General features: G+C 48.6%; 14 protein-coding genes. 1 reads left to right on the top strand and 13 read right to left on the bottom strand.

Going from position 1 to position 23,240, the window contains the following annotated elements:
• Positions 1-63 precede the first annotated feature (63 nt).
• The 12 genes from ACO08K_RS09240 to ACO08K_RS09185 all read right to left on the bottom strand — a co-directional run bounded on the left by ACO08K_RS09240 (position 64) and on the right by ACO08K_RS09185 (position 18,450).
• Positions 64-1,179: a tetratricopeptide repeat protein gene (locus tag ACO08K_RS09240; RefSeq protein ID WP_421796109.1), complete on the bottom strand. Its 1,116-nt coding sequence runs from the start codon at positions 1,177-1,179 to the stop codon at positions 64-66.
• 317 nt (positions 1,180-1,496) lie between these two features.
• Positions 1,497-3,593 (bottom strand): c-type cytochrome, encoded by a 2,097-nt coding sequence (locus ACO08K_RS09235; protein WP_421796108.1) that lies wholly within the window; start codon positions 3,591-3,593, stop codon positions 1,497-1,499.
• A 271-nt stretch (positions 3,594-3,864) separates the two neighbouring features.
• Positions 3,865-4,776, bottom strand: coding sequence for a catechol 1,2-dioxygenase (locus ACO08K_RS09230; protein WP_421796107.1), 912 nt, complete (start codon positions 4,774-4,776; stop codon positions 3,865-3,867).
• Between the two features lie 34 nt (positions 4,777-4,810).
• Complete coding sequence (locus ACO08K_RS09225; RefSeq protein ID WP_421796106.1) at positions 4,811-5,320, bottom strand: YybH family protein; 510 nt, start codon at positions 5,318-5,320, stop codon at positions 4,811-4,813.
• A gap of 126 nt (positions 5,321-5,446) precedes the next feature.
• A complete protein-coding gene (locus tag ACO08K_RS09220; protein ID WP_421796105.1) occupies positions 5,447-6,202 on the bottom strand; it encodes a hypothetical protein in 756 nt (251 codons plus the stop codon).
• A gap of 25 nt (positions 6,203-6,227) precedes the next feature.
• The gene (locus ACO08K_RS09215) at positions 6,228-7,862 is read right to left on the bottom strand and encodes a discoidin domain-containing protein (RefSeq protein ID WP_421796104.1); all 1,635 of its coding nucleotides are present in this window, start codon (positions 7,860-7,862) and stop codon (positions 6,228-6,230) included.
• A gap of 54 nt (positions 7,863-7,916) precedes the next feature.
• Positions 7,917-9,278, bottom strand: coding sequence for a DUF418 domain-containing protein (locus ACO08K_RS09210; protein ID WP_421796103.1), 1,362 nt, complete (start codon positions 9,276-9,278; stop codon positions 7,917-7,919).
• A gap of 78 nt (positions 9,279-9,356) precedes the next feature.
• Positions 9,357-9,851, bottom strand: coding sequence for a hypothetical protein (locus ACO08K_RS09205; protein ID WP_421796102.1), 495 nt, complete (start codon positions 9,849-9,851; stop codon positions 9,357-9,359).
• 198 nt (positions 9,852-10,049) lie between these two features.
• Positions 10,050-12,431: a T9SS type A sorting domain-containing protein gene (locus ACO08K_RS09200; RefSeq protein WP_421796101.1), complete on the bottom strand. Its 2,382-nt coding sequence runs from the start codon at positions 12,429-12,431 to the stop codon at positions 10,050-10,052.
• Positions 12,432-12,566: 135 nt separating this feature from the next.
• Positions 12,567-13,313, bottom strand: a complete 747-nt coding sequence (locus ACO08K_RS09195) for a LytR/AlgR family response regulator transcription factor (RefSeq protein ID WP_421796100.1) — start codon at positions 13,311-13,313, stop codon at positions 12,567-12,569.
• Between the two features lie 10 nt (positions 13,314-13,323).
• Entirely contained in the window at positions 13,324-15,276 is a 1,953-nt protein-coding gene (locus ACO08K_RS09190) for a sensor histidine kinase (protein WP_421796099.1), read from the bottom strand.
• A gap of 192 nt (positions 15,277-15,468) precedes the next feature.
• The gene (locus ACO08K_RS09185; RefSeq protein WP_421796098.1) at positions 15,469-18,450 is read right to left on the bottom strand and encodes a tetratricopeptide repeat protein; all 2,982 of its coding nucleotides are present in this window, start codon (positions 18,448-18,450) and stop codon (positions 15,469-15,471) included.
• Between the two features lie 224 nt (positions 18,451-18,674).
• Here ACO08K_RS09185 and ACO08K_RS09180 point away from each other — a divergent pair, with 224 nt between their 5' ends.
• Entirely contained in the window at positions 18,675-20,102 is a 1,428-nt protein-coding gene (locus tag ACO08K_RS09180) for an AAA family ATPase (protein ID WP_421796097.1), read from the top strand.
• A 3-nt stretch (positions 20,103-20,105) separates the two neighbouring features.
• On the opposite strand, the gene ACO08K_RS09175 is transcribed toward ACO08K_RS09180, so the two are convergent.
• Complete coding sequence (locus ACO08K_RS09175) at positions 20,106-23,210, bottom strand: CHAT domain-containing protein (protein ID WP_421796096.1); 3,105 nt, start codon at positions 23,208-23,210, stop codon at positions 20,106-20,108.
• Between the last annotated feature and the right edge of the window lie 30 nt (positions 23,211-23,240).

Genomic DNA, 23,240 nt, shown 5'->3' with positions numbered 1-23,240 from the left:
AATCACGGGCAACTGAAGCTCAAAGATTGTTGATACTCAAATAAAGCAAATACCAAGAGACCCTTACCCGCCCGCCCGTTCCTGAACTTTCTTAAACCTCGGGTCACTCCGGATGCGTTTCCAGCGCGGGTCGAGCTTGAGCCAGCGGAGCCATTCATCCCCTTCGTCCGCTGCGATATTTAGCCAAAGAAAGGTATTGTCAAAATCGCCGAGCGCTTCGTAAGCCGTTGCTATCTCGTAGGGCATCCACTCATAATTTGGCTCCAAAACCGCAGCTAGTAACCCTTTGCCGATTGCAGTATCACCGGCCATAACGTAAGCGCGTGCCGAGCTGGTCAGGTTGAATCCATCCTTGCTCAAAAACGCATAGGACAAATTTGTTGCCTCCAAAGCCTGGTCATATTTTTCCTGTTCTGCCAGGGCCAGCCCTTTGTAATAATAGGCCGGCCAGCCATTGTTCCAGAAGTCTTCCTGGTCTGTTTTTTCAATGTGCTGATCACATTGGTTGATCACCCAGTCGTAGTTTTTGGCCATGTAGTGCATCCGCATTACCCTCCACTGATAGAGGTCTTTGCACGGCTGGTCGGCGAGGGCCATGGCTGTTTCGGCATACCGAAACGCTGCTTCAAATTTTCCCTGATAAGCCAATAATTCAGCGTAGTCGAAATAGATGATTGCGTTGGCTGGCTCAATTTTAAGGGCATGCAAATACAGGGCTTCGGCGCAGGCATAGTTGTGTCCGCCCCGGGCCGCGATCAGTGCGATGGAATGGAGCGCAGATACCAAATCCGGATTCAGTACCAAGGCCTGCTGCAAATCGGCCATAGCTTTTTCCAACTTATCTTGTGTAGGTATCCCGGCATAGCGGTGCAAGGAACCATGCACCGAGCCCAGCAGCTCAAAAAAAGCCCGCACCCTGGCAGAGTCTGCTTTTGTTGACTGCCGAGACCGGGAGTTAACCTTGGCAATTCGGGCTTCGGTTTCCATATCCAAGGGGATGAGTGCTTCCTTCGCCAGGGAATCGGCCATGGCGAGGGAACGCGTAGTGGGGGCCGTCGTGCTTTGGGGTAGGGGCGGGCAATGGAATGATAGTTTGTCCTGGGTTTGGGTTTGCCCCAATCCAGGGGTTATGAGGATGAGAAGGCAGATTAAGGGGAGTTTAGGAATAACTTTTTTCATTGCTTGGTTTGCTTTGGTGATTGAGTAGCGTACGATTACCCAGTTTTTAACCGCAGAGTTTCGCAGAGTACACGCAGAGTTTCTCTGAGTTTCTTTTAGTTTTAAGGAGTTTGCCACCTGCGGTGGCGAGCGTTCGAGCGCTACTGAAATTTGATTTCTTTGTACCAGGTACTGTTCAATGCGGCCTCTGAGCACTATTTGCCATCGTAGATGGCCTAACTAAAAAACTCCGAGAAACTCTGCGTGTACTCTGCGAAACTCTGCGGTAAAAAATGCTAATGTGAGTTAGTGTTCAATAATGAACCCCAACCCGATGGCTATTTCTTTGCCACATCGCCTTGCCCATACTGCACCGGATAACCCCGATTTGTCCACACAATAATGCCTTCGTCAATGATGGCGGTATTTTTATAACCCAATCGCCGCAAGGTACTCACCACCTTTTCGGAGGCCGCGTGAGGACAAGCACAATACACCACAATCCAGGTGCCATCTTTAGGCATGTCTTTGATAAAGGAATCGGGCTCCTCGTAATAAGGAACCGGAACCGCACCCGGGATATGGCTCTGGTGCCAGCCCGCTTTGGAGCGTGCATCAAGGATCACCATGCGGGATTTGTCTTGCAAGGCTTTGAGCACTTGTTCGGCAGGCACGTATTTTCCTTCCCGCAAGCTGAATTTGGGGGCCTTCTTTTTGGGGTTCAAGATGTAATCTTTAGGAAGTGGTTCTTTGATCACCACTGCACCAGGAGCGTTCCAGCCCGAAGCGCGACTGCGGATATAAGCCGTGAGGCCGTCTATTTCTTCCTTCTTGAGCTCGTTCTTGAATGCCCGCATAGGAGTGCTGTCTCGGCCTTCCGCAATGGCATAGCGCAAAAAGGCATCGCTTGCGGTGGCCAAAAACATGGGGTTCCCCAAAGCCGGGGCACTAACTCCTTCACCTTTCACGCCATGGCAAGTTGTACAGGTTTTGTTGTACAATTTTTTGCCAAGCGCTACATCTCCGGCTACCGGATCTGTGGATAGTTCAAGCGGTTTTTTGACGCCACTTTTTTCGCGCAGCCAAGTGATCAACAGGTCGATGTCTAAATATTCCAATGGGCCGCCCTGGTCTTTGGCATAAGCGGCCATGGCGGTACCTTGCCGGCCATAGGCAATGGTATAGCGGAGGAAATTGTAATTGGCTGCAGGAATTTTGGTGACGGACATCAAAGAATGAGAGCGTAAGGAAGGCGCGTTGTCGGCGGCATAACCTTCCCGGTTCTTGCCGTGGCACAAGGCACAATACTTTTGATACAGGGCCGAAGCATGTTTTTTTGCCACCCTATTCAGCTTTTTGCCCTCTTTAATCTCGTATTGCTGAGCTAGGAGTGCTTGCGCTTTGGGCTCCTCTACAAATTCAAGTTGCACACCGTGGGCATATTCTTTTAACACAATCAAACGTTCGGGTGATTTTCCCATGCGCAGGGCTTTGGCTGGCAGCTTCTTTCTGAAAAATGCCCGCGTGGCTTTCAGTTTTTTTACTTCAAAGCGCATGGCATATACGCCTGGGCCGCGGGCTGTCAAAAACCTGGAAAGGGAATCGCCAGGCGATTGGGGCCTGATCAACTGCAGTTCCTGATTGGCGGATACCTGGAATCGAACTACATCGGGAGACTTGGGCTGTTTCAATTCGCTCAATCCCATCTTTTTAAATTCCTTGCGGGCAGCTTTCAGGTTGTCCACTACAATGCGCAGCGCAGTCATGCCCACGACACCGTTGGGATGATTGGAATACGTGCGATTCATCGCATAGATGGATGTTTTTTCGTTTTGATAGTCCTGATAAGGCAGACCAATGTACTCCATAAAATCGGGGAGATGTGCTGGGGGATTTTTGGCATTCAAGCCCACGGTGCGCCATTGTGGACCACCATCATCCCAATCCCAACCCTTGGGCAATTCTTTAGCAACCCGACCTTCCTGAACCGAGTCAATGGCAAATCCCCGGGTGTTGAGCCAATCCAAAGTGGCCTTTGCCGATGAGGTGGAAAGGGAATACAAACGAACGCCTTCATGTTTTTTCAAAAAAGAGCGGATGAATGAGGGCTTGGACTTTACAGTGGAATCCTTCAGGGTGATTAATTCCAGTGCCGACATGTCCGGGAAGAATGCAGCAATGCCAATTGATCCGCTGTAAATTCCTGGATCGTATTTTTCAGGCTTGGGGATGTCAAAGCCAAGTTTTTCGGCGTAATGTTGTCGGGCGCTGTCCAGGTTGGATACCACTACGGTAACATCACTAATCCCCAGGCCTAAACCCAATAGGGCGTCGTGCTTGGATTTTTGGTTTTGACAAGCAGGCAATAAGGAACTGATTGCCAGAACAAGGACAATCAGGTGATGGTTTTTTGAAGTTTTAAGGCTGGTATGCATAGGTGATGCTTAGATGTGTTTGGTTAAATGTGGGACATTTTCTAGTCCTTAATTGCAACTCGTTGAAGAGAGGTAAGTGGCAAAGGGGAATCTATTTATTTTTTTAACAAAGGACACAAAGACGCGATTTTAACAAAGCAATACACCTGGACTTTATCTTATTTTGGATGTAATGCCTCGTCAACGTCTAACTTTGTGTCCTTTGTGCTGCCTTTGGGTTCTTTGTGCTACTATGTCGCTTTATGTTTTCCGAAAAATTCGGGATGACTCATCATTTCATCACCCGCTTATACACAACCACAATCTTTTCCCCTTTGTCGTTCGAGTAGGTTTCTCTCATTGTGATCTTGCCGTAATCACCTATTTCAAAAACAGCTGAGTATTCCTGCACAGTCGAACCTGGAAAGGTGAAGGTATTATCGCCCACAAATTCAAAGTTCATCCCAAAGGGCATCCCATTCGTTTTGTCGCCTTTTATCCAGAGTTGTTTGTCCTTTCTGAACAGCTCCATTTTATTGTTGGGGTCATTTTCCGCGATGTAGTTGCCCACTAGGAGGCCCATGGAAGCGGGCTCTATCGCCAGTTTTTTGGCCATACTGATGTTGTACTCCACTTTTTTGCTGCCACCCGTCAAATTCTGGACCTCCAGGATTCTCTTTTTTGCAGCAGGGGAGGATGAACTACTGTCTTTTTCCACCCAGGGGTCGCCGCTGAAATAGAGCTGGGTCACCAATGGCTGATACCCCGCTGCGGTGATCATCATATGGAAATGGGCAGGTCGGAAATTTCCACCACCTGCATCATAAGGCACGGGTAAGATGGTTTTGAAGGAATAATTGCCCTTGTCATCGCTGTAGGTAGTGCCCCGGTATTTGAAATCCTTGGATTCGTTGTCGTAAACCCCATTGCCGTCGCAGTGCCAGAGCTCGATCTTGGCATTTTTGTAGGGAGTACTGCAATCGTCGTGTAGCACCTTTCCCAGCAAGGTGATGGGGTCGCCTTTTTCACCCTTGATGGCGAGTAGGTTTCGCACCGGGCTATTCGGGCGGTAAAATGGCCCCAGAATGTCGGAGGTGGTTGCACAATCGCCTACGTAGCGTTGGCCGTCGAAATGGACGAAACCGGTGGTGCTGATGGCGATGGCGGATAAGGCGGTGGTTTTTAGAAATGTTCTTCTTTGCATGATTGAGGGATTTTGGATTAAAACACGCCTATTTCTACTTCGCATCGTCGTTGCTGATGTCCCGAATGGTTAGCCATTTTCCGTTGCGTTTTTCCCAGACAGCCATGTATTTGCCTGTATAGATCACCTTTCCGGTGCTGTCAGTTTGGGTGGTTTTTCCGACTTCCGTCACGCGGCTTTCGTCGCCGTACAAGTCCAAGGTTTCAAACACGGTCTTTGTGTTTTCCTTGCGTCTTGCCATCTCCACTTCCACGCCTTTTTGGATGGCGGCTTTGCCCACGAGCATAGGTAGGTCGTCGTTCATGCTGATCGCATCGTCGGCATAAAAGCCCACAATCGTGGCGACGTCTTTTGCATTGGAAGCGGCGGCCCAAGCATCTTCAATGGCTTTGATTTCGGCTTTGATTTTCGCCATGTCGGGTTGAGCAACTACCGTTTCGGCGGCTTTTGTAGCGGCATCATTTGTCGGTGTATTGCAAGCGACTGTAAAAATGGACAGGGCAATACATGTTGCTATGACTGAGAAAAAATTAGTTGATTGCATGGTAAAAATTTGTTTTGAGCAGTTGATCACATTAAATGATTGACTTAATCTGATCAACTGCTTATTGTTAAAAATTAGAAATAGTCATTCCACGTTTCAAACACGGAGGATAGCGGACCACCTCGTTTATAGTTTCTCCATCTTCTCTTTACTGGCCGTAAACTTCGGGTTCATCTGAAAAGCCTTTTGGTAATTAGCCTTGGCTTTTTCCTTGTCTCCTTTGGCCGCATAAGCGTCGGCCAGGCTGTCGTAGGTATTGGCAGAGTTGGGAAACATCGTGTTGTTGAGGGTGAGCAGCGCGATGGCTACGTCGACTTTTTTGGCTTCCAACGCTTTATAACCTGCTGCATTTATGTCCCATTCAAAAAAACTGTATCCCTTCGGATTGTTTTTTTGCAGGGCTTTGAACTCGGCCTCGGCGGCGGCAATGCCACTTTTTTCGGCGGTTTCTACAAACAAGTCGCAGGCAGCAGGCTTGGCGTCCATCACGTCGGTGATTTCGACGATGGAGACGATGTACCCCGATTTTTTACTTTCGGGCGCCTCGGCAGGTAGCAGGCTAAAGGGCAATTCTTCGCGGTATTTGCTGCCTTTTTTCATCTGGGTCATCAAGAGGTCCCGGGCTTTGGAAATGGGGTCGGTTTCTTTGCCCAATTGGAAATGCATGTTGTATCCCAGATCGCGACTGGAAAACTCTACTTTGCCCGTGCTGTCCAAGCCCTCCACCTGAATCATTACCTCCTGTCCCATTTTTGGGGCTGGGCCGTTACCGGCTTGGAGAACGGTGTATTTCAGGCCTTCGGCGGTGGTGCCGCTTTGGGCAGCAAGGGTCAGGGCGCCGATCAGGGTGATGGCGCAGGCGAAAAACAATTTTATGGACATGATTGTATGTTTTTAGGTTTGAAAATCAACGTCTTACTATGCAATTGGGGTAGGCTTCTATTATGCGCTTATAGTTGACAGGAAGCACCCAATTTTCTTTAGTCGCCTTGAGCTCAGTGACCATATTATTGGGGATAAGCATGACAGTGATATCATTTGCAGGCGTAGCCTTTTCGTTTATTCTGTACCAAGAATAGGTTTCACCATTAAATTTGTAGGACATTGGGGTTTGGTTTAGGACAAATTTGTGGAATTCATACCGCGTATAGCCACCAGGCACATCTTGTGCAACCTCCAAAGTCTCGGAAGTCGTTTGATTAACATTGCGCCCTTGAGATGTTTGGGTGCCGTTGGTATGATCTATGCCTACCTCTGTTGTTATTCCAAACTCTAAACTAGCAATGGCGAGGCTTACGGTTGCCTTAGCGGTGGTGGTCAATGACCAATGGGTTCGGTCTTCTTGATGGACGGTTCTATTAAAATCCATTCCTTCGGAAATGCTGGTGGTTCTGGTGGACTTTATGGAATTTGCAGTGGGACTTAAATTCCTGAAAATACTTACTTGGTACATTTCTGAGGACTCGGCCTGGCCTGGAGTCAGTTCGCCAATATCACTTCCAAAAACCTGTACTTCCGCTAAATTCAGGTAGTTGCGATCGTTTAGTTCCACTCGTACGTAACGGCCAACTTTTTTATTGGTGAAAATTTTACTCGGGCCATCAAATTTCTTTTCATTTTCTGCAAAGGCTCCAATTTTACTGGTTACATCTTCTTTGATATAAGGTGTCACCCAAATATTAAAATTGTTCAATCGGTCTTGACAGCAGTCGGTTCGGTTGAACAATTTTACCTGGTCAATCAGGTAGTTTTTTCCTAAATCTACCTCCCAATAGGTTTGGTTATCAGCCTCAGTGTGTGAAATAGAGCCCGCATCTGAGCGACCACTGATGTCCCCGTCATTGGCCCTATTGGCGAAACTGAAATCAAAAACACTTGATTGTCGTGCTGGCTTGCCCAAGGCAAGGTTATTGTCCAGCGGTGGATTCACTAATTTACCATTTACTACCACTTCTGCAAGACTCAGAATACCAGGTTGGTTGAGGTAAATGCGAATGTATTGGCCTCTTTTATTGCCTGTTATTGTTTTACTTCCTTTAAAAGTGGGTTGCTTGTCAGCAAAAACCTCTCCACTGGTATTGCTGGTAAATGGCACTGAAGAAACCCGGATGCTAAAGTTATTCAGCCGTTCTGTGACATCATTCCGATTGTGAATCGTGATGGAGGTAATATCGTAGGTACCCAATAAATTGACTTCCCACCATGGATTCGGGGTGTCATTGGTGTGAGATACAGTGCGTTTCCCCCAGTCGCCATCGGTATTGCCGTCTACCGCCCGATTGGCATGCCCAGCCTCAAAAGTGCTGCTTTGTTTGGTCGGTTTAAATTGGGCAATGTTGTTTTGGTCAAATGCTGGCCATTCTGTTTGCCCCATCACGGAGCCTGATACCAGAAGTGCAATCAAAACGACGAGCATTGCGCTGAAAGGTAATCGTTTTTGATAGACGCGAGCAGTGGTTTGGCCATGATTGCCAATTTTGGTAGCATGAGCTGCGGTGTCCTGCTGCTGAGGTGCACAGGAGAAAAAAATTGTCGTTGACATATTTTAAGAATTTTGGTGTTGTAAGTGAAAGATTTAAAGCAGTGTTTAGCGAACTTAGGATGCGGTCGAAACGAGGTTAGGTGCTGAAGCAGTTCTCCGCATTGGTTGTAATTTCCAATAGGTCAAACTCCGCCACAGCCACTCCAGCGGGCCAAACAGAAAGTACTTCAACCAGATTGGGCTAACGATCAACTGGATGGCCCAGATGACCAACACGACGAAATAGATTTGGTAATATTCCAGCTCGGCGAAGTAGTTCAGACCATAGCCAAAGAAGAATAAAGTGCAAATGAGCGAGTGTGAAATGTAGTTGCTCAAAGCCATGCGCCCCACCGCGGCCAAACGGCGGCACAAGCCCTGGGCTACGCCCGATTTCGCCAACAGAATCAATGCCGAAGCATGCCCCAAAACGATCAAAATGCGCTGGAAAGGATAAATCAAACCAATCCAGTTGATGGACACTTGCTCCATGCGGGCGAGGTTGGCTTCGAGGGTTGTGAAGTGAAGGAAGGCGTAATAACTGCTGTACATCACTAAGGGCAAACCCAAGCCGTAACCAATTTTTAGTACTGTCCAGTAGTCCTTGGTTGACCAGGCACCAGCAAGGAAACCCCATTTGAAAAGTGCCAAACCCAGGAGCATTAAGGCCAGCGAATCCCATACTTCAAATGGCAAGTACTTGGTTTGACCGTCCCAGGCCAGTGGGCGCAGGTAGCCTGCTACAGTAGCATAATCCGACTTCATTTTACGGGTGTTTTCTTTGGCATCTTCCCGGTTGGGGATCATGCTCTTTTCTATTGTTCGCCATTCTTTCAATGCCTTGGTTTGGCTTGCCGTGAGGGTTTGATTTTGGCTTTGGGCAGTACTTGCTGCTACATAGGCGATGCGTTTTGCCCGGATGTTTTGGTATTGAATGGTTCCGGCCACAAAACTCGCGATGGCAACGATGGGCACCGCCCACACCAGGTATTTGGCTGCCACATTGCGGAACAAGTACAGGATCATGCCACAAACGGCGTAGAGATACAGGATTTCACCAATCCAAAGAATGAGGTGAGCATGAACCAAACCGAAAAGTAAGAGCCAAAACATCCGCCGATAGTACAGCGCATGAACCGAAGCGCCTTTGGTACCTTTATTGGCAATGAACAGCAGTAAACCTGCCCCGAACACCATGCCGAACATGGCGCGCATCTTGCCTTCAAAGAAGACTCCGATGAATTTGTAGAGCCAGAAATTGAAGCTGCTGGGGTCGTTTTTGAAGGCTTCGAATGAATAATCTGCCATGGAAAAGCCGGGAATATTCATCAATAAGATGCCCAAAAGGGCAAATCCTCGGAGGATGTCGATGGTGTCGATGCGCTGGGTTTCCGCAACGGGGGCGGCAGTAGCCATTGCTTGAGTTGTTGATGACATGTTTTTTGATTTTAGGTACAATGGAGTTGTATACTTAGAGCCGAAAACAGATTGTTTGAGCGTGATTTCGACAGGCCTTTAATTCCGAGGATCAACCAAGCGTTGTCCACAAAACTTGCAGGTTGAAGTGCGCTGTGCTGGATACCCGATGCTTCGATAGATGTTGACAAAAGCAAGTGGCTCCTGATTGGCGTGGTGATGAGGGCACCCGCGTTGGATTTGCTCTTGTGCAAGGTCAGATGGCGTGGTTTGCATTTCTTGCGCTACGCCACAACTGCTGCAAAACATACCTGTACCAAGCACCAGTACGAGGAGGCTCAGAAAGGGATTGTGTTTAGCTTGGCGATTGCGATCCGATTGGGTGTATTCCCTGAATACATAACATACGAAGAGGAACCCTAGCAATAAAACCCCAGCCGTTAAAGCCAGGAGGGTATTTTGTTCAAGCAAATGAACGGTAGTGGATAGGTCCATTTTTGCCTGCTGTACATTGCCCGCTGAGGCCAAAGTTTGTGCAGAAAGTAGAGCAGGTGTGCTAAGTAAAAAGGCTGTGACGATTAGGATGTTTCTCATGTTGCTCGTTTTTGGTGTTAACAGATCAACCAATGTTTAATCCTTAATTGTGGCTAGTGGGGGAGAGGTAAGTGGGAGCGGTAAATTTTTTTGAAAAAATAATTTTAGCCCATTGAAAATAGCGCCTAACCATTACAACAAGCGCACTGCTACACCAATGGTGCAGCAGTGCGCTGAAAAAAAGAACCTATTGTACGTTTATTGCAGCAGCACTTTCCTCGCATAAACCCGCGCGCCCGAACGCACTTGCAATACGTACAAGCCTTTGGGCAAAGTGCTCAAATCCAGATCGACCTGTTGTAAGGCTATTTTCTGATTTGAATTGCGTAGAATCTTTCCGGTCAGGTCACTAAGTTGAAAGGATTCTACGGGGTCATTGCTCAGCAATTTAACTTGAAGCTGGCTACTGGTAGGGTTGGGGAAAACCGATAACAAACTGGCATCGCCGATGTCTTTTGTGCCTGTAGTGGCATTGCCAAAAAATACCGACGCCAATACGCTGGAGGTAATATCGGGATCGCAGGGCGAATACATAAATACCTCCAGGTTAGGGTAAGTAAGCGGACTGGCGTCGGAGAGCCGACGCACCTCCAGGATCAAGTCTTGTACGCAGCTATTGGCTGGAATGGTAAAGGTTTGCCCCAAATCATTGCCATTGAGCGCTACTCCCGCTGCCGCCACAACGGCACCGTTGAGGTTGGATTGTGGATTGAGCTTCAAATTATAGGTGCGCGATTCATTGGATTCGTTGCACAAATCCAGTTTGAAGGTCGCCGAAGTATTTATCGGGATACCTTGTTTGGTAAGGGTGTTCGCCGTTTGGCCATCGTGTTTGAGTTTGGGCTGGTCGCGTTGGTAACCACCTTCAAAAGGGCAGGAACTGATCGTCCCCTGTTTTACCCTAAACACTGGTGTACCGTACATGGGGTCGCGTACCACGTCCACATTGAATTTGTCGCCCGGGTCATCATCCTGGAAGGTGTAGCGGATGTTTCGGGCCGCTGTACCACTTTGTGAAGCCGTTTGGCCAAAGCGCTTTTGGGTCTTGTATTCATACCCACCCGAGAAGCCGGAACCGCCAATATTGACCACACCTTGTAAGCCAAAAGCCCCGTCGATGTAATTTTCAGTCGTAATGGTTTTGGTATCGGTAATTTCGATGGAAGATTCCCGCGAAATCGGCCCGGCGGCGCCACTGAATGAAATGTTTTCAAACAGAGCCGTAGCGCCAGAGCTATTTTTATTGGCTTCATTGAGTTGCAATACCTGTTTCCAGACATCGATTTGGTTTTGGGCGTCGTTGATGGCTTTCAACTTTGCACGATTGTTGGGTCGAACGCCTACGGAATCTGCCACGATGCGCTGTAAAGCGGCAATATCTGCTTCAATGCCTTCTTTGGTATACACAAACTGCCGAATCGATTCTGGAATCGCCGCATATACCAGGCCAGTGTCAAGCCGGCCTCGACAAAGTTTGGTATCTGCTACAATGCTGCGGAATAAGCCATAATTCATGTTCATCCCATAACCGATGAACACATCTGAGCCATCTGCCGCATTCGAGGTGGCAAAACCTTTGCTGATGGTGACACAGGTTTGTCGGGTGTTGCTTTGGATCTTGACATTGCCCGTAGCGCCACTGCCCCTGATTTCAGCGTAAACTTCATAATCAACGGTAGCAATCAACCCAATCGATCCTTTTACGCCTATTTTTACATTGGCATTGTAGGAGTTGGATTCGTCCGTAGCAACGTTGGTTTCCAGGCTGCGACAAGAAGTCTCGGTCGTTTGAAAATCGGTGAAACTGCCATCGCCGGGAGGATCGTGCAACACCAGATATGGTACCTGGGGCTCGGTAATCGTGCCGAGAATGGGGGCCTCCTCGGGGATGATGCCTTCTACTATAAAGGGGAGTACGAGATTGTTATTACGGCCAAAAACAGTGCAATTAAATCTGTTTGGGCCACAATAACTATATAAAGAAACTGGAGCGTATAGCCAAGCTTGCTCCGCTGGGCGCGTGAAAGTAAACGTGACTTGCCGGGTATATTTTCGAGCACCAGTGGTAGGATTATCTTGTATTACCTCTTGAATTATCCCTCTGGATCCATTTGCACGCTCGGCATAGGGATACAAGGTAAAACTTCCGTCCCGATATTCCCCTATGTCTAAAAAACTCGGAGTTGCAAAACCACCGTTTTCAATGATGGGATTATACAGACCCGTACTCGCAAAAGCCCCAAGGGTATCCTTCGAATCGGATTCAAAAGTGATGGTGATGGGTTCCCCTACTTTGGCTTTGAAATATTTGCTTCGTGGTATCTGGTCAAAGGCCCTCTTCAATAAACGCGCAACGCGCAAGTCATTGTCAAATAGTCCATTTGTTAGCCCGTCCTTGTTCTCCTCCAAATAAGCCAGGGGCACTTCACAAATCTTACCCCGGTTGCTCGAAACCGTGATTTTGACGCCATATGGTGCCTGGATTACGGGAGCTTGTGCGTAAGTTCCTGGTATGCACAGCAGCCAGGCGACGCTGAGCAGGAAGGCAATTCTGAAAAAGTAGTCGTTGAGTTTCATCATGCAGCATTTGGTGAAATGATGCCTTAAAAAAGCAGCAATACCACAGGACTTGCAAACACCTGAGGACGAAAGGATGGGTTTCTTGAGTGGAGCTGGGGAATTTGTGAGTAAAGCAAAAAACGAGTGAGGAACAACTCAAATCGTCTGAATTCGTTTCAACAATTCTTCCCGCAGCACTTTGCTGAGAGGAATGGCCTTGCGGGCAATGATGACGTGACTTTCGCTGACTTCATCGATCTGGGCAAGGTTGACGATGTACGAGCGGTGGGCACGGATGAAATGTTTGGTGGGAAGTTTTGCTTCCATGATTTTTAGGGTGATCGCCAGTAGGTATTCTTTGTTTTTGGTGAAAATGCGGCAGTAGTTGCTTTCGGCTTCGATGTATAAAATGTCTTCGAGAAAAATTTTGACCATCGAGTCCTTGTGCCGCACAAAAATACGGTCGCTCAAAATAAACGAAGCTTCCTCGAATTGTCCTGCATCGGGTTCGGGCGTTGGGTTATCCGCCATTCGACTGAGGGTGAGTTCAATGGCGCGTTGGAGGTCCAGTTTTTTGAAAGGTTTGGAGATGAAGGCGTAGGGTTTACTCGTTTTCGCCCGATTAAAGGTGGCGTCGTCGGTGTTGGCTGTCAAAAAAATAATGGGTAGTTCGCGCTCTTTATTCAGGGCCAGCGCCAATTCTACCCCATCCATTTTGCCTTTCAGGTGAATGTCGAGCAAGGCGATATCCGGTACATTGTCTTCTACCTGTACAAGTGCATCTTCGGCACGAGGGAGAATACCCGTTACCTCATATCCAAGCTCGGTGAGCAAGGTGGATATTTTGGCGGCGATGAGCATCTCATCTTCTACGATTAAAATTTTTACTTTGTTTGACTCCATAAGCTTTGCATCAAGCTGCCCGGTTTTTCTTGAATTCCAAACGCACCAGCGTGCCGCTTTGTGTTTCTTCCTGTAGGGTGCCGCCGAGTTGTTGGGTCAATAACGCGATCAATTGTGAACCGAATCCGGTACCCTTAGTTTGGGGCGTTTTGCCAACACCATTGTCGGCTACTTCCAGGCGCAGGGAGTCAGCGTCGGTAGTTTCCAGTTGGATTTTCACAACGCCGCTTTGCCCATTTGGGAAGGCGTATTTCAAGGCATTGGTCAGCAGTTCATTCACAATCAGCCCCAATGGCACGGCAGTATCAACATCCAATTCCAACTTGTCCATGATGCATTCAATCTGAATCCGCTCCTCAGCAGCAAAGGTATCCAAAATGCTTTCACTCAAATTGATAAAATAATCCTTCATGTCAATACACGATAAATTATCACCTTGATATAATTTTTGGTGCACGATGCCAATGGATTGTACGCGGTTTTGCCCTTCTTCCATCACTTCGCGCAGGTTGGGGTCATCCACTTGACGCGATTGCAGGAGCAACAAACTCGATACCATTTCCAGGTTGTTTTTTACCCGGTGGTGTATTTCCTTGAGCAGCAGTTCGTTTTCCCGGTTCCTTTTTTCCAGTTGTTGATTGGCGGCTCCCAGCAGGCGATTAGCCTTTTGACGGGAACGCAAACCAAGGTAGATCAACAACGAAGTAAGCAGGGATAAAACCACAAATCCCCAGAGGAGCAACTGAAATTTGTTCTGCCTTTCAATTTGTTCTTCCTGCACGGCAATGGTCGCGGCGCGTTGCCCCGCTTCGTATTTATCGGCCAGACCATCTTTCAAGGTATTGATTGTTTGTTCGATCTCGCGTTCTCTTTCATCCTGATAAATGCTCATGTAGCGATAGGCGTTTGTGTAATCGCCCAGGCCCGCGTAGCTGTCGGCCGCGTGATGCAGGTTTTCCCGCAAATTGCGTTTTTCGCCAATTTCGTGCATCAGCTCAATGGCCCGTAAGGTGTGGGGCAATGCCTGATCGTAGCGTTTGTGCAGCAGCAGGGTATGGCCAGTATTGGCCTCGCTGGTCATTATTCCTCGCTTCAAGCCTAATTTTTCGCAAATGTTTTTTGAGCGTTCGTAGTCGCGAAGCGCTGCGGTGTAATTGCCCAGGAACTTATTGGCGTTTCCCCTCACGTTTAATGCTCGGGCAGCTTGTAGTCCATTAGGAGCTATCCGCTCCACAATGTCTATCCCTTGCGAGGCGTACTTTAACCCTTCGGCGGGTTCTCCTTTCAGCACATAGGTATAAGACGAATAGAGGAGTGCATCAACCAGTAGCTCTGGTTCATCCATTGTTTTTAATAGGTCAATAGCCTGTTGGGAATAGTTGATTGCTTTTTCATAATCATCTTGCATGGCATGCAGGTCCGCTAGTGCGGTGTAGGTGCGGACCAGTTCTTTGCGATATCCGCTTCGCTCCCAGATTGATACTGCTTTGAAATAGTGGTCCGCCGCTGGGGCGAACTCCCGCTGGTTGGCCTTTGCCTGGCCGATCCAGTAGTGTGCTTCTGCACTTTCTTTTGCTTGAGCCTTGGGACCAAACAGGGCCAAAGTACGATCGAGGAAAACCATAGCGGTATCGTAACTCGTTAAGCGTACATAGGCTTTACCCGCCAGTAGCAGCGCGCGGGCCTGCAACAATTTCGGCGCTTGGTCTCCTCCCCAGCGGAGTGCTTGACTGGCATATCCACGCAGGGCAGGCAAATTGGAGACAGCTGCAGAGTCGGCGAGAACGTCCAGCAATTGGATCGCTTCAGCAGGGTCTTTGGTACTAGCCAAGCGCGTTTTTAGAGCGGCAACAGATTCATGCGTTGGGGCGGAAGGCAATCGGGACTTTTGGGCAAAAGCCCCAGTAACAGCAAGCGATAAGGCAAATAGGAGCGCCCGCAGGCGATACAATTTGGGATTCATAGCAAGGAATTAAGTAACGCAGAAAAATTAACTTCCCAATTTGGGTTTTGAATAGGAAGTCGAACGGTTCATTTCAAGTGAGCTTCCTATTCAAAAGCCTCGAAAAAAATTGGGAAGTAATTTTTTGCGTCATACTAAATGCTTTAGCGCAGGCCTAAAATAAAAAAAAGCGCTTATTAATTCACCCAAAAATTACTCCACCAATACAAAGCCCGCCCATTTAAACGCCTCGCCACTGTACCTCCCCCGCAGTTCCGTCTGCGTAGCGCGAAACGCTTCGGGCACCGTCTTTTTGTCCTCCAACCAATGCTTGTAAAAAGCGGTCATAAACACCTGGGTCTGAAAATCGGGTACCTGCCACAGCGACATGATCAGGTAGCGGGCTCCGGCTATTTTGAAGGCGCGCTGCAAGCCGTATACCCCTTCATTGCCTACCAGGTCGCCAAGGCCTGTTTCACAGGCGGAGAGCACCACGAGCTCGGTATTGGCGAGGTTCATCTGGCTGATTTCGTAGGCGGTAAGGATGCCGTCTTCCAGGCCGGGACGTAAGGGTTTGCCAGTTTTCCAGGCGTGGTTGCCACCCGCCAGTACCAGGCCGGAGCGGATCATGGGGTTGTTGGATACTTTGAAGGTTTTTTCACCAATCGTCTTTACCTCACCCGACTTCGACTCTTTTGGATCGGGAAAGAAAAAGCCGTGGGTGGCCAGGTGGAGAACGCGCGGTGATGGGCTGCCCTGGCCCAAGGCTTTGAACGATTCTTCGGTAGCTTCGATGCCTTTTTTCAGGGTAGGGGTAATGCCTTTGCTCTTCATCACGTTGGCGGCAGCGCTGATTTCTACTTCGGTCCAGCGGAGGTAGTTCCAGTTTTCGCCGCGTAGAGTGGAGTCGTTTTGGGTAAAAACGAGGCCGCGTTGGGCTGCCAGGTCTTCGAGTTTTAGGGGCGTATTGGCGGCTACTGTAGGTATGGCGTCGTATTGGATGCCACCGTAGAGTTGGGCGGTAGCGCTTTGCTGGGTGGTGGGCACGGGTGGAACGACCAGTTGGCGGGTGCTACCCAAGGTACTCAGACGGTGTTTTTCAGCCAGGGTTTTGCCGTCGGGCGTGGGGATGGCGCCTAAATTGATGCGGTGCAACAAGCCGGAGGGTGAGCAATAGACGGTGGTACCTTGTGGCAAGGCTGCGGAGATGGATTTCCAGATTAAATTGTAGAGTTGGTCGCCTTTTTTTGCGGCAGCGTAAAGGTCGTTGTAAAAAGCAGGTTGGGGGTTGCCCTCGGTTTTGAGAAGTGTGGTGAGTTGTTTCTCTTCGAAGAGGGGGATGAATTTTGGCGCGTCTGTACCAGGCAAAAGAACAAGCGCAGCGTAAAGCATGCTGTCGGTTTGTTTTTTTCGATAAAAACGGTAACTCACGAACTCGATTGCTGCTTCACCGGGTTTTAATGACTTTTGAATTTCCTGCCATTTGACTTGTCGTAAGGCCTGGCCGAAACCTGCTACTGTTCGAGCGAGGTCTTTTTCGAGGTTGTTGGCTTTGGCTTCCAGGTCGGCGAGGCTTGTGCTATCGCGGTCGGCGACGGGTTGGGCATATTGTGCGGCGAGGCGGCGTTCGTAGGATTTAAGCAGGTTGAAATTTTCGGCTGCTGCTGGGTTGGAAAGCACGAGGGTTCGGCTTCGGTTGGCAGCGTTCAGAAGGAAGCCTTTGTAAAACAGCGCGTTGTCAAAGCAATCGGACACCCTTTTGGGACTGGCCGACCGCCGGACAAAAGCCAGTGCATTGTCCAGGCCGTCGGAAAATTCGTTGAGGAAACTGTTCATCTCGCGTTCGGAGAGATGGTGCATGGCTTTTTCTGCCAGGTGTCGGTTTATTTGCGAAAGTTCGAGGTATAGGGGCTCGGCCTTTTCCTGTTCGCCCATATCGAGGGAGTACAGGATTGCCAGGTTTTTGAGGTTTTCGGCATATTCGGGATTTTCCCTACCCAACACTTTTCCGTAGATGGCTTTGGCTTCTAGGTACAGGGCTTCGGCTTTTTCGTAGTTGCCCGTTTCGCCGTAAACAATGGCGAGGTTGCTCAAACTTTTGGCATAATCGGGATGCTCCTTGCCCAAGGCTTTTCCCCAGATGGTTTTGGCTTCGAGCAAGAGCGGTTCAGCTTTTTCGTATTGGCCCATTGCGCCGTACAGCCCCGCGAGGTTGTTCAGGCTTTCGGCATAATAGGGGTGCTCCTTGCCCAGTGCCTTTCCATAGATCTCTTTCGCTTCGAGGTACAACTGTTCGGCCTTATCGTAATTGCTTTTTTTCTTGTAAACAACGGCGAGGTTGTTCAGGCATCTGGCATAATCGGTATGCTCCTTACCCAAGGCTTTTCCCCAGATGGCTTTGGTTTCGAGGAATAGCTGTTCGGCTTTATCAAAATCGCCCATAGCAAGATAGAGGCTCGCAAGGTTGTTCAGGTTTGTGGCATAATCGGGATGCTCCTTGCCCAGCGATTTTCCAGCGATGTCCAGGGCTTCGAGGTACAGGAGTTCGGCTTGCTCGAATTTGCCCGTATTCTCGTAAAGGATAGCAAGGTTGTTCAGGCTTTTGGCATAATTGGGGTGCTTTTTGCCCAGGGATTTTCCCCAGATTGTTTTGGCGCGGAGGTACAACTGTTCGGCTTTTTCATATTGGCCCATATCCATATAAATGATGCCTAGGCTGTTTAGGCTTGTGGCATAATCGGGATGCTCCTTGCCCAGCGCTCTTTCCCGGATGGCCATGGCTTCCAGGTAAAAGGACTCGGCTTTTTGGATATTGCCCATGTCTTCATAGAGTACGCCGAGGTTGTGCAAAGAGGAAGCATAAACGGGGTTCTCTTTACCGAGGACTTTTTCACGTATTTCTCTGGCTTCGAGCCACCATTTTTCCGCTTCAGGCATGTCGCCTTTGAAATAAGAAATTCGTCCGTGGTTCAAGGCACAACGGCCAAAAGACGCCGACAGGCGGCCCAGTTTTTCGAGCGCGATTTTTTCAGCCAGGGCATTGACTTCAAGGGCTTGGTCGAAGTTACTACTGGCAGCGAGTGTTTGGGAAACCCGAATCAGACTATCCACCCGCCGCAGCGCCACCGAATCCACCGTCTGCGCGCTCAACAAACCCGTGATCAGGCAAAAAGCTAAGCATAAATAGTTTCTCATTGTAGGATTGATTAACAGGCTGTAGTAAATTACCTTTTGATGAATTTAAAGGTAAGTGTTTTTTTAAAAAATTGATGTGTCATTCCATCAGCCTGTTTAGGTTTTGCTCTTGCGTGCTGGTGCCTGAATCTTTATCATTACGTTGTTTTTAGCCAATTTGATTACATTTTTTTGGCTAAAATCAATTTATTTACCTATATTTGAGCCATAAATGAGGTTTTAAAATGGCTAAAATAACAGGAAGATTAGAAGAATTGGCAACATTGCAATCTATTCAAGCGGACGACAAGTCGGCTTTTGTTGCTGTATATGGCCGTAGGCGAGTAGGCAAAACCTTTTTAATCCGTTCCTTTTACGAAGGGCAATTTGCTTTTCATTTGACGGGTATTGCCAACGTTGAAACCGATCAACAGTTGACCAATTTTCATTCTGCCCTGATTCGGTATTTCCCGGAATTGGAAGACAACCTGCCCGCAAAAGATTGGTTTCAAGCATTTCAACAACTCATCAAGGCGATAGAGTCGCTGCCTTTGGCGGGAAAAAAAGTTTTATTTTTAGACGAACTGCCGTGGTTGGATACACCTAACTCGTTTTTTATATCGGCGTTAGAGCATTTTTGGAACAGTTGGGCCAGTGCGCGAACGGATATTGTATTGATTGTTTGCGGCTCGGCAGCATCCTGGATGATTAATCAACTCATCAACAATACCGGTGGTTTGTACAACCGAGTGACCCATCAGATTCAACTCGACCCCTTCACTCTGGCTGAATGTGAAACCTTTTTCAAAGCAAAATCAGTCGGCTTTGACCGTTATCAATTGCTGCAATTGTACATGGTGTTTGGTGGTATACCTTTCTATTTGGATATGATAGACCCTCGTAAAAGTGCCACCCAAAACATCAATGATTTGTGTTTTAAGCCAAAAGGAAAACTGAGGAATGAGTTTGATAAACTCTATGCGACCCTTTTTAAAAAAGCGGATAAGCACATTGCAGTCATTGAAGCCCTTGCCAAAAAAGGCATCGGACTTGAACGTGATGCCCTACTCAAAGCGACTAAATTGCCGAATGGGGGCAATACTTCTGCGGTTTTAAGAGAATTGGAAGAAAGCAATTTCATTCGTAAATACAATACTTTCGGGAAGCCAAAGAACAACGCCATTTATCAACTGACCGACTTTTATTCCCTCTTTTACCTGAAATTCATTAAGAACAACAGCCCATTTGATGACAACTACTGGATCAATGGCATCGATACGCCTGAAATACGTGCATGGAGTGGTTATGCCTTTGAGCAAGTGTGCCTCATGCACCTCTCTCAACTCAAAAACGCTTTGGGCATCAATAGCGTCCAAACCCAAACCTCGGCCTGGGTTGGAAGCAATGGAACGGACAAAGCGCAAATCGACCTCTTGATTGACCGCCGCGACCACGTGATCAATCTCTGTGAAATGAAATTTTCAATGAAAGCTTTTACCATTGAAAAAGAGTATGCTGACAACTTGCGAAAAAAAATGAGTCTTTTTGCTGAGTTGACCAAAACGAACAAAGCCCTTTGGCTAACCTTCATCACCACCTATGGACTGGTTCAAAATACTCATGCTCAATCTTTGGTGCATCAGTCCATCACTATGGATGCTTTGTTTTTGTAAAACTCACTCCACCAGCACAAAACCCGCCCACTTGAACGCCTCGCCACTATACCTCCCTCGCAATTCCGCCTGCGTAGCCCGAAACGCTTCTGGCACCGCCATTTTTCCCTCCAGCCAATGCTTGTAAAAAGCCGTCATAAACACCTGGGTCTGGAAATCGGGCACCTGCCACAGCGACATGATGAGGTACTTCGCGCCCGCAATTTTGAAGGCGCGTTGCAAGCCATAAACCCCTTCGTTGCCTACGAGGTCGCCGAGGCCCGTTTCGCAGGCGGAAAGCACCACGAGTTCGGTATTGGCGAGGTTCATCTGGCTGATTTCATAGGCGGTGAGGATGCCGTCTTCCAAGCCTGGGCTTAGGGGTTTGCCCGTTTTCCAGGCGTGGTTGCCACCCGCCAGTACCAGGCCGGAACGGATCATGGGATTGTCAGAAACTTTGAAGGTTTTTTCACCAATGGCCTGCCCCTTATTCGGCTTTGATTCTTTTGGATCGGGAAAGAAAAAACCGTGGGTTGCCAAGTGTAGAACGCGTGGGGAAGGGTTGCCCTGGCCCAGCGCTTTGAAGGATTCTTCGGTAGCTTCTGCGCCTTTATTCAAAGTAGGCATGATGCCTTTGCTTTTCATCACATTGGCGGCGGCGCTGATTTCCACTTCGGTCCAGCGGAGGTAATTCCAGTTTTCTCCGCGTAGGGTGGAGTCGTTTTGGGTGATGTCGGGGCCGCGGCGGGCAGCTAGGTCTTCGGGTTTTGCTGGTGTATTAGCGGCCACTGTAGGCGTTGCGTCGTATTGGATGCCGCCGTAGAGTTGGGCGGTAGCGCTTTGCTGGGTGGTGGGCACGGGTGGAACGACCAGCTGGCGGGTGCTACCCAAGGTACTCAGGCGGTGTTTTTCAGCCAGGGTTTTGCCATCGGGCGTGGGGATGGCGCCTAAATTGATGCGGTGCAACAAGCTGGAGGGCGAGCAATAGACGGTGGTTCCTTGCGGCAAGGCAGCGGAGATGGGTTCCCAGATTAAATGGTAGAGTTGGTCGCCTTTTTTGTCATTGGCATAAAGGTCGTTGTAAAAAGCGGGTTGGGGATTACCTTCGGTTTTGAGGAGGACGGAGAGATGTTTTTCTTCAAAAAGGGGGATGAACTTTGGCGCGTCTGTGCCGGGCAAGAGAACAAGCGCAGCGTAAAGCATGCTGTCGGTTTTCTTTTTTTGATAAAAACGGTAACTCACAAACTCAATAGCTGCTTCGCTAGGTTTCAATGCCGTTTGAATTTCCTGCCATTTGACTTGTCGTAAGGCTTGGCCGAAACCTGCTACTGTTCGGGCAAGGTCTTTTTCAATGTCATTGGCTTTGGCTTCCAGTTGGGCTATCAAGGGGCTATCCCGTTTGGCAATGGGTTGAGCATACTGAGTGGCTAGCCTGCGTTGGTAGCCTATCAGCCGGATGTATTTTTCCGCGGTGCCCTCATCCGAAAGGGCTAATTGTTTGATCCGGCCTGTGGATTGGAGCAGAAACCCCTTGTAGAAGAGGCTGTTGTCGTAGCAGATAGGGTTCATTTTTTTACTGCGGGCTATCTGGGTGAACGAAAGGGTTTGGTTCTGACTATTGGAAAACTTGTCCAAATAATTGTTCAATTCACTTTCGGAAAGGTGGTGTAGGGCTTGTTCAATAATGTGCATATTCACCGTGGACCATTCAAGCAAATGAAGTTCGGCTTTTTCGTATTGGCCCATGTCCTGGTACAACCCCGCCAGATTTTGCAGGCTTTCGGCATAACCGGGATTTTCTCTGCCTAAGGCTTTTTCCCGGATGGCTTTGGCTTCAAGGTTAAGCGGTTCGGCTTTTTCGTATTGCCCCATGTCCCGGTACAGAACCGCCAGGTTTTGCAAGCTTGCGGCATAATCGAGATGTTCCTTGCCTAAGGCTTTTTCCCGGATGGCTTTGGCTTCAAGGTTAAGCGGTTCGGCTTTTTCATATTGGCCCATGTTCTCGTACAGAATCGCCAGATTGCTCAGGCTTGCGGCATAATCGGGATGTTCCGTGCCTAAAGCTTTTTTCCTGATGGCTTTGGATTCAAGGTAAAGCGGTTCGGCTTTTTCGAACTGGCCCATGAGCTGGTACAACCCCGCCAGGTTGTTCAGACTTGCCGCATAATAAGGATGTTCCCTCCCTAAGGCTTTTTCCCGGATAGCTTTGGATTCAAGATAAAGTGGTTCGGCTTTTTCATATTGGCCCATGGTCCAGTACAGAATCCCCAGGTTGTTCAGGCTTGCGGCATAATCGGGATGTTCCTTGCCTAAGGCTTTTTCCCGGATGTCTTTGGATTCAAGGTATAGTGGTTCGGCTTTCTCATATTGGCCCATGTCCCGGTACAGCCCCGCCAGGTTGCTCAGGCTTGCGGCATAATCGGGATGTTCCGTGCCTAAAGCTTTTTCCCGGATGGCTTTGGATTCAACGTAAAGTGGTTCGGCTTTTTCGTATTGGCCCGAGTTCTCGTATAGAATCGCCAGGTTGTTCAGGCTTGCGGCATAATCGGGGTGTTCCCTGCCTAAGGCTTTTTCCCGGATGGCTTTAGATTCAAGGTAAAACGGTTCGGCTTTCTCATATTGGCCCGTGTTCTCGTACAGAATTCCCAAGTTGTTCAGGCTTGCGGCATAATCGGGATGTTCCCTGCCGAGGGCTTTTTCCCGGATGGCTTTGGCTTCAAGGTAAAGCGGTTCGGCTTTTTCGTACTGGCCCATGTTCTTGTACAGAATCGCCAGATTGTTCAGACTTGTGGCATAATCGGGATGTTCCCTGCCGAGGGCTTTTTCTCGGATGGCTTTGGCTTCGTTGTACCATTTTTCAGCACTTGTATAGTCTCTTTTGAGGAACAAAGTTCTACCGCGGTTAAAACAACAACTGCCATAGGCTGCCGATTGCTGCCCCAGCTTTTTCAATGCGATTTTTTCTGCTACGGCATTAACGTCGAGGGCTTGGTCAAAGTCTCTTTTGGCAGTAAGCGCACGGGAAACCTGAATCAAACTATCCACTCGCCGCAGTGCAACCGAATCCACCGTTTGCGCACCCAACCAACCCGTGATCAGGCAAAAAGCCCACAATAAGCAATTTCTCATATTGACATCGAATAGTGATATAAAGAGGTT

Source organism: Haliscomenobacter sp. (assembly GCF_965225875.1).
GTDB lineage: Bacteria > Bacteroidota > Bacteroidia > Chitinophagales > Saprospiraceae > Haliscomenobacter.
The sequence above is the reverse complement of the archived record's forward strand: the minus strand, read 5'-3'. Positions and strand labels throughout refer to the sequence as shown.

Coding starts and splice junctions, on each gene's coding strand:
- ACO08K_RS09195 (WP_421796100.1), bottom strand. CDS start 13,313: ATGGAGTCAAACAAAGTAAAAATTTTAATCGTAGAAGATGAGATGCTC.
- ACO08K_RS09225 (WP_421796106.1), bottom strand. CDS start 5,320: ATGCAATCAACTAATTTTTTCTCAGTCATAGCAACATGTATTGCCCTG.
- ACO08K_RS09205 (WP_421796102.1), bottom strand. CDS start 9,851: ATGAGAAACATCCTAATCGTCACAGCCTTTTTACTTAGCACACCTGCT.
- ACO08K_RS09220 (WP_421796105.1), bottom strand. CDS start 6,202: ATGTCCATAAAATTGTTTTTCGCCTGCGCCATCACCCTGATCGGCGCC.
- ACO08K_RS09240 (WP_421796109.1), bottom strand. CDS start 1,179: ATGAAAAAAGTTATTCCTAAACTCCCCTTAATCTGCCTTCTCATCCTC.
- ACO08K_RS09215 (WP_421796104.1), bottom strand. CDS start 7,862: ATGTCAACGACAATTTTTTTCTCCTGTGCACCTCAGCAGCAGGACACC.
- ACO08K_RS09180 (WP_421796097.1), top strand. CDS start 18,675: ATGGCTAAAATAACAGGAAGATTAGAAGAATTGGCAACATTGCAATCT.
- ACO08K_RS09235 (WP_421796108.1), bottom strand. CDS start 3,593: ATGCATACCAGCCTTAAAACTTCAAAAAACCATCACCTGATTGTCCTT.
- ACO08K_RS09230 (WP_421796107.1), bottom strand. CDS start 4,776: ATGCAAAGAAGAACATTTCTAAAAACCACCGCCTTATCCGCCATCGCC.
- ACO08K_RS09200 (WP_421796101.1), bottom strand. CDS start 12,431: ATGATGAAACTCAACGACTACTTTTTCAGAATTGCCTTCCTGCTCAGC.
- ACO08K_RS09190 (WP_421796099.1), bottom strand. CDS start 15,276: ATGAATCCCAAATTGTATCGCCTGCGGGCGCTCCTATTTGCCTTATCG.
- ACO08K_RS09185 (WP_421796098.1), bottom strand. CDS start 18,450: ATGAGAAACTATTTATGCTTAGCTTTTTGCCTGATCACGGGTTTGTTG.
- ACO08K_RS09210 (WP_421796103.1), bottom strand. CDS start 9,278: ATGTCATCAACAACTCAAGCAATGGCTACTGCCGCCCCCGTTGCGGAA.
- ACO08K_RS09175 (WP_421796096.1), bottom strand. CDS start 23,210: ATGAGAAATTGCTTATTGTGGGCTTTTTGCCTGATCACGGGTTGGTTG.